This is a genomic window from Actinomadura darangshiensis, assembly GCF_004349235.1.
GTDB lineage: Bacteria > Actinomycetota > Actinomycetes > Streptosporangiales > Streptosporangiaceae > Spirillospora > Spirillospora darangshiensis.
Genome location: NZ_SMKY01000404.1, coordinates 1 through 6,533, shown reverse-complemented (window position 1 = coordinate 6,533; position 6,533 = coordinate 1). Strand labels below are relative to the sequence as shown.

Sequence of the window (6,533 nt, the reverse complement as noted above, 5' to 3'; positions counted from 1 at the left end):
CTTATGGTGTGAGGGGCGCTGGGGGAGCGCTCACTGGACTGGCCGTCCTGGGGTTGAGCTGGGCGAGGATGCCACGAGCATGGGCCTTGGGGCGGCAGACTTGGGTTTCATGAGGGTTCCTGCGGAGGCACGGGTCGAGCTCGGGGCCATCGGCGACAACATCGGGGTCCTGCGTGAGCGTGCGCGGGGGGCCGAGGTCATGGCCATGGTGAAGGCGGAGGCGTACGGGCACGGGCTGGTCGAGGCCGCCCGCGCCGCCTTGGCCGGGGGCGCGTCGTGGCTGGGGGTCGCGAAGCTGGCCGAGGCGCTGCGGCTGCGGGACGCCGGGGTCACCGTGCGGACGCTGGTGTGCCTCGGGGTGCCCGGCGAGCCCTACGGCGAGGCCGTCGCGCGGGACGTCGACCTGACCGTGGGGGCGGTCTGGCTGCTGGACGAGGTCGTCCGGGCGGCGGAGGGCGCGGGACGTCCGGCGCGGGTGCATCTGAAGGCCGACACAGGGATGTCGCGCGGGGGCGCGCGCGGTGAGGACTGGGAGGCACTCGTCGACGCGGCGCTGAAGGCGGAGGCGGCGGGCCACGTGCGGGTCGCCGGCGTCATGTCGCACTTCGCGTGCGCGGACGAGCCGGGCCACCCGTCCATCGCGGCGCAGATCGGAGCGTTCACCGAGATGGTGGCGCACGCGGAGAAGGCCGGCGCCCGCTTCGAGGTGCGGCATATCGCGAACTCGGCGGCGGCGCTGACGCTGCCCGAGGCGCGGTTCGACCTCGTCCGGCCCGGGATCGCCACCTACGGGCTGACGCCGGTGCCGTCGCTCGGCACGTTCGGGCTTCGTCCCGCGATGACGCTCGTGGCGGACGCGGCGCTGGTCAAGCGGGTCCCGGCAGGCAGCGGAGTGTCGTACGGTCACACCTACCACACCGAGCGGGAGACCACCCTGGCCGTGGTGCCCGTCGGGTACGGCGACGGGATCCCGCGGCACGGGTCCAACGTGCTGGAGGTGCTCGCGGGCGGGCGCCGCAGGACGATCGCCGGACGGGTCTGCATGGACCAGTTCGTCATCGACCTCGGCGACGACCGGCTGGCGGCCGGGGACGAGATCGTCCTGTTCGGGCCGGGCGACCGCGGCGAGCCGACCGCGCAGGAGTGGGCGGACGCGCTGGTGACGATCTCCTATGAGATCGTCACCCGCATCGGGTCCCGGGTACCGAGGGCGTACCCGGGAGGGGCGCTGTAGGGGGCGCGTGCATGGACAGCAGGAGCAAGCGCAGGATCGGCATCGCCGGGGCCGTCGCGGGCGCCGGCGCGGCGGGCGTGGGCGCGGCGGTCGGGTTGCGGCGCCTCGCCGTCGGCCGGGTGCGGCTGCGGCCGGATCCGGACGCCGACGAGCCGTTCGGCGAGCTGCGTGGGCGGGAGGTGCCCGTCCGGGCGGACGACGGCGTCCCGCTGCACGTCGAGGTGGACGGCCCCGACGACGCCGGCCTCACCGTCGTGTTCTGCCACGGCTACACCCTCAACCAGGATTCGTGGCACTACCAGCGCCGTGACCTGCGGGGCTCGGTCCGCATGGTGTTCTGGGACCAGCGCAGCCACGGCCGTTCGGGACGCAGCGCCGCCGCGAACGCGACGATCGAGCAGACCGGCGACGACCTGCGGGCCGTGCTGGAGGCGACCGTCGGCCCGGATCGTCCCGTGGTGCTCGCCGGGCACTCCATGGGCGGGATGTCGATCATGGCGCTGGCGGACCGGCATCCCGCGCTGTTCGACGCGCAGGTCGCCGGGGTCGCGCTGGTGAACACCGCCTGCGGCGACATGGCGGAGATGACGCTGGGGCTGCCGCTGGTGCTGGCCAAGGCCGTCCGGCCGCTGGCGCCGCGGACGCTGCGCGGCCTCGGCCGCCGCGCCGAGCTGGTGGAGAAGGCCCGCGGGCTGGGCGCCGACCTGGCGTTCGTCGTGACCCGGAAGATGGCGTTCGCCGACAAGCACATCAGCCCGTCGGTGGTCGGCTTCCTTGAGGAGATGATCCGGGCGACGCCGATCGACGTGATCGCGGAGTTCTATCCGGCGCTGATGGGCCACGACAAGACCGGCTGCCTGGACGTTCTCGGTAAGGTGCCGGCGCTGGTGGCGGCCGGAGGGCGGGACCGGCTGACCCCGGCCGCGCACGCCCGGCGCATCGCCGAGGCGCTGCCGGACGCGGAGCTGGTAGAGGTGGAGCAGGCCGGGCACGTGCTGCCGCTGGAATATCCGGGGGTGGTGACGGGCGGCCTGCGCCGGCTGATCGACCGCGTCCGTCCGGACTACGCAGAGGAGCGCACCGCGTGAGGACCGTCACCGTCACCGTCCCGACCGCCGAGGACATGCGCGAGCTGGGCCTGCGCCTGGCCGGGCGGCTGCGGGCCGGCGACCTCCTGGTGATGACCGGGCACCTCGGCGCGGGCAAGACGACGCTGACGCAGGGGATCGGCGAGGGCCTGAAGGTGCGCGGCCCGGTCACCTCGCCCACGTTCGTGATCGCGCGGGTGCATCCGTCGCTGGCGGGCGGCCCTTCGCTGGTGCATGTCGACGCGTACCGGCTGGGCGGTTTCGCCGAGCTGGACGACCTTGATCTTGATGCGTCGATCGCCGAATCGGTGACGGTCGTGGAATGGGGAGAAGGGCTCGCGGAGGGCCTTGCCGAGGACCGGCTGGAACTGATCATTTCGCGCGGGGACGGGCCCGGCGAGCAGCGCGAAGTAAGGATCGTCGGGGTCGGTCATCGCTGGTCCGACCTGGAACTCGGCCCCGGATGACCTTCCTCGGACAACTTCTTCGGTTTTTGCCACTCGGGGTGGACCACTTTACAGCTCGATGTCGTACTCTTTGCCGGAACGAACCTCGCCTACGCGACATATCGATTTCCAATGGGAGTGGGAACCGGTGAGTGGTAGCCATCGCAGCGGTAGTGACGGCGACAGCTATCGCGGTTCGGACGGTGGCCACGGGTCAGGCGGCGGTTACCGGCAGGACGGCGGTGGATACGGCGCGGGCCGCGACGAGTACGAGCGGTACTCGTCCGGCCGATCGGGTAGCGGCCCCTACCAGCGGGAGACCGGCCCCTACGAGACGGGCCCGTACGAGACCGGCCCGTACGAGACCGGCAGCGGCGGCTACCGCACCGAGAGCGGCGGGTACCAGACCTCCAGTGGCGGCTACCGCACCGAAAGCGGCGGCTACCGGACGCCGAGCGGCTCCTACCGGGCGGGCAGCGGCGGCTACCGCACCGGCAGCCACCGCGTGGTGCGGGAGAACCGCACCGGGCGGCGCTGGGCCGCCATCCTGGGCGGCGCCATCGCGGTCGTCGGCGTGTGCGTGCTCGCCGCGTTCGTCATCCTCAGCGGCGTCGGCGGGAGCGGCGACAAGGGCACCGGTCAGGTCGTCGGCAGCGGCGCCACCGAGAGCTCGCCGATGTCCAAGGGCGAGCGGGCCTCCGTCCCCGACTCCTGCACGATCCTCGGCGAGGACCTGATCGCCCGCCTCGCGCCCGACTCCGAGCGCAACGAGGCCGACAACTACCAGGGCGACGACCAGCAGAACCAGTGCGTGTGGGGCGCCTACGCGGGCGAGAAGAAGCGGCAGCTCACCCTGGAGCTCCGCGCCATCGCCGGCGGCGCCGACCAGTCGCCCACGGCCGCGGCCCGCAAGACCTTCACCGACGAGCGGACCGCCGACGAGTCCGGCAAGGCGCTGCTGGCCGGCCAGAAGCTCACCGACAAGCTCCGGCTGAACGGCGTCGGGGACGAGGGCTACATCGTCTACAGCGTCGACGGCAAGCAGGGCTCCGGCGAGGCGATCGGCAATGTCCGGCTCGGGAACGTCCTCGTCACCATCCACTACTCGGGCTCCGACGACGGCGACCCGCTGTCGTCCAAGAACGCCACCGGCGGCGCCACCGAGATCGCCAAGACCGCGGTGGCGGCCCTCAACCAGGGCTGAGCCATCCCGCGCGTTCGACCGGTAGGCTTTCAACCCGTGCTGGTCTTGGCTTTCGATACCGCGACCGCCGCGATCACCGTGGCGCTGTACGAGTGGACCCCGGGCGAGGGGGCCGTGCCGCGCGGCCTCGCCGAGGCCGTCGACCGGCGGCGGCACACCGAGCTGCTCACCCCGTCCATCGCCGGGGTGATGGCGGAGGCCGGGGCGTCGCCCGACGACCTCAGCGCCATCGCCGTCGGCGTCGGGCCCGGCCCCTACACGGGGCTGCGCGTCGGGCTGATCACGGCCCGCGCGATGGGCGAGGCCCTCAGCGTCCCGGTGCACGGTGTCTGCACCCTGGACGTCATCGCCTGGGCCACCGGACGCGACGAGCCGTTCGCCGTCGCCACCGATGCGCGCCGCAAGGAGGTGTACTGGGCGCGGTACGACGCGGCCCGCGCGCGCGCCACCGAACCGGCCGTCGGCCCACCCTCGGACGTCCTGGAAGGCGCCCCCGAAGGGCTGCCCGTCGTCGGTGAAGGCGCCGCCCTCTACCCGGAGGTTCTCGGCGTTTCCGGGCACGAGCCGCTGCTGCCGACCGCCGGCGCCCTCGCCGAGCTGGCCGTCGCGCGCCTCGCGGGCCTGAAGGGCCCGGCCCTCCTGCCCCCCGAACCGCTCTACCTGCGCCGCCCGGACGCGAAGGAACCGGGCCCGCGCAAGAAGGTGACGCCTGCGTGAGCGACATCGTCCTGCGCCCCATGTCCGGCACCGACCTTCCGGCCGTGCACCGGCTGGAGCTGGTGCTGTTCCCCGAGGACGCCTGGAGCGAGGAGATGCTCGCCGGCGAGCTCGGCGACCAGCCCCGCACCCGGCACTACGTCGTGGCCGAGGCGCCCGGCGGCGAGATCGTCGGCTACGCGGGCCTCGCCGCGGCGGGCGGGCAGGCCGACGTGCAGACCATCGGGGTCCGCCCGGACCGGCGCAAGGACGGCATCGGCGCCGCGCTGCTCACCGAGCTGCTGGACGAGGCCGCCCGGCGGGGCAGCGACTCGGTGTTCCTGGAGGTCCGCGCCGACAACGACTCCGCGCACCGCCTCTACGAGCGGTTCGGCTTCGAGCGGGTCGGCCTCCGCAAACGCTACTACCAGCCGTCGGACGTGGACGCGATCGTCATGTGCCGCAAGCTCCGCGCCCGTCCGCCCATGGGTTTCAACCGGGAGAGCATGTGATTCGGGACGAGCCGCTGGTCCTCGGGATCGAGACGTCGTGCGACGAGACCGGTGTCGGGATCGTGCGCGGGCACGCGCTGCTGGCGGACGCGATCGCCTCCAGCGTCGACCAGCACGCCCGGTTCGGGGGCGTCGTGCCGGAGGTCGCGTCCCGCGCGCATCTGGAGGCGATGGGGCCGACCGTCGAGCGCGCGCTGGCGGACGCCGGCGTGAAGTTCACCGACGTGGACGCGTTCGCGGTGACGGCGGGGCCGGGCCTGCCCGGCGCGCTGATGGTCGGGGTCGCCGCCGCCAAGGCCTACGCCCTCTCGCTCGGCAAGCCGCTCTACGGCGTCAACCACCTGGCCGCGCACGTGTGCGTCGACCAGCTCGAACACGGCCCGCTGCCGAAGCCGTGCGTGGCGCTGCTGGTGTCGGGCGGCCACTCCTCGATCCTCCTCGTCCCGGACGTTGCGGGCGAGGTCCACTCCCTCGGCAGCACGGTGGACGACGCGGCGGGCGAGGCGTTCGACAAGGTCGCCCGCGTCCTCGACCTCGGCTTCCCGGGCGGCCCGGTGATCGACCGCATGGCCCGCGAGGGCGACCCGGCCGCGATCGCGTTCCCGCGCGGCAAGTACAAGGACGGCACCTACGACTTCTCGTTCTCCGGCCTGAAGACGGCGGTCGCGCGCTGGGTGGAGGGCAAGGAGCGCGCGGGCGAACCCGTCCCGGTCGCGGACGTGGCGGCGTCCTTCCAGGAGGCCGTCGTCGACGTGCTGACGCAGAAGGCGCTGAAGGTCTGCACGGACAACGGCGTCCACGACCTGCTGATCGGCGGCGGTGTCGCCGCTAACTCCCGGCTGCGCGCCCTCGCCGCGGAGCGCTGCGAGGCGGCGGGCGTGCGGCTGCGCGTCCCGCGCCCGAAGCTGTGCACCGACAACGGCGCGATGGTCGCCGCCCTGGGCTCCGAACTGGTCGCCACCGGCGCGTCCCCGTCCGCCCTGGAACTCCCCGCCGACTCCAGCCTCCCGATCGAGGCCATAACCCTCTAGCAGTCGGCGAGGAGTTTGTTCAGGTAGTCCTCGTAGAGGGGGACTTGGGCCTCGTCGATCGGGCGGTCGTCTTCGGGGAGCAGGTCGAGGAGACTGCGGACGTCCCAGTACGGGTCGTGCCGGTGGCCGCCGGAGACCTGGTCGAACGAGGACAGGAAGCGGTCGGCGACGGGCGTGCCGTAGCGCAGGGCCAGGCCGCGGCGCATGCGGGCGATGTCGACGGCGATGGGGCCGGACGAGGCGTCCGACCAGTCGACGACGCCGGTGAGCCTGCCGTAGGACCAGAGGGTGTTGTCGGCGTGGTAGTCGCGGTGGATGAACC

The 6,533-nt window shown here is 73.2% G+C and carries 8 protein-coding genes; 7 read left to right on the top strand and 1 reads right to left on the bottom strand.

Annotated elements, in window-relative coordinates; all coding sequences use genetic code 11:
• Nucleotides 1–109: 109 nt before the first annotated feature.
• The 7 genes from alr (at nucleotide 110) to tsaD (ending at nucleotide 6,211) form a co-directional block, all read left to right on the top strand.
• Nucleotides 110–1,234 carry an alanine racemase gene (gene alr, locus E1293_RS42905; protein ID WP_132205237.1) on the top strand — a complete coding sequence of 375 codons (1,125 nt, stop codon included), beginning with the start codon at nucleotides 110–112 and terminating at the stop codon, nucleotides 1,232–1,234.
• Nucleotides 1,235–1,245: 11 nt separating this feature from the next.
• Nucleotides 1,246–2,322, top strand: a complete 1,077-nt coding sequence (locus tag E1293_RS42900; RefSeq protein WP_132205235.1) for an alpha/beta fold hydrolase — start codon at nucleotides 1,246–1,248, stop codon at nucleotides 2,320–2,322.
• Entirely contained in the window at nucleotides 2,319–2,789 is a 471-nt protein-coding gene (gene tsaE / locus E1293_RS42895) for a tRNA (adenosine(37)-N6)-threonylcarbamoyltransferase complex ATPase subunit type 1 TsaE (protein ID WP_279473354.1), read from the top strand. Before E1293_RS42900 ends, tsaE begins: the two co-directional genes overlap by 4 nt.
• Nucleotides 2,790–2,916: 127 nt before the next feature.
• Entirely contained in the window at nucleotides 2,917–3,972 is a 1,056-nt protein-coding gene (locus tag E1293_RS42890) for a hypothetical protein (RefSeq protein WP_132205233.1), read from the top strand.
• Between the two features lie 36 nt (nucleotides 3,973–4,008).
• Complete coding sequence (tsaB, locus tag E1293_RS42885; RefSeq protein ID WP_132205231.1) at nucleotides 4,009–4,689, top strand: tRNA (adenosine(37)-N6)-threonylcarbamoyltransferase complex dimerization subunit type 1 TsaB; 681 nt, start codon at nucleotides 4,009–4,011, stop codon at nucleotides 4,687–4,689.
• Nucleotides 4,686–5,180 carry a ribosomal protein S18-alanine N-acetyltransferase gene (gene rimI, locus E1293_RS42880; RefSeq protein WP_424923727.1) on the top strand — a complete coding sequence of 165 codons (495 nt, stop codon included), beginning with the start codon at nucleotides 4,686–4,688 and terminating at the stop codon, nucleotides 5,178–5,180. The genes tsaB and rimI overlap by 4 nt, the downstream gene beginning before the upstream one ends.
• Nucleotides 5,177–6,211 carry a tRNA (adenosine(37)-N6)-threonylcarbamoyltransferase complex transferase subunit TsaD gene (gene tsaD, locus E1293_RS42875; RefSeq protein ID WP_207939442.1) on the top strand — a complete coding sequence of 345 codons (1,035 nt, stop codon included), beginning with the start codon at nucleotides 5,177–5,179 and terminating at the stop codon, nucleotides 6,209–6,211. The genes rimI and tsaD overlap by 4 nt, the downstream gene beginning before the upstream one ends.
• Here tsaD and E1293_RS42870 read toward each other — a convergent pair.
• Nucleotides 6,208–6,533, bottom strand: a 326-nt coding sequence (locus tag E1293_RS42870) for a phosphotransferase (RefSeq protein WP_165978671.1), incomplete at its 5' end; no start/stop codon positions are given. The two genes, tsaD and E1293_RS42870, sit on opposite strands and share 4 nt — an antisense overlap.

What these genes read in the sequence shown, in the direction of transcription:
- alr (WP_132205237.1), top strand. Translation starts at nt 110, where the DNA reads ATGAGGGTTCCTGCGGAGGCACGGGTCGAGCTCGGGGCCATCGGCGAC.
- E1293_RS42900 (WP_132205235.1), top strand. Translation starts at nt 1,246, where the DNA reads ATGGACAGCAGGAGCAAGCGCAGGATCGGCATCGCCGGGGCCGTCGCG.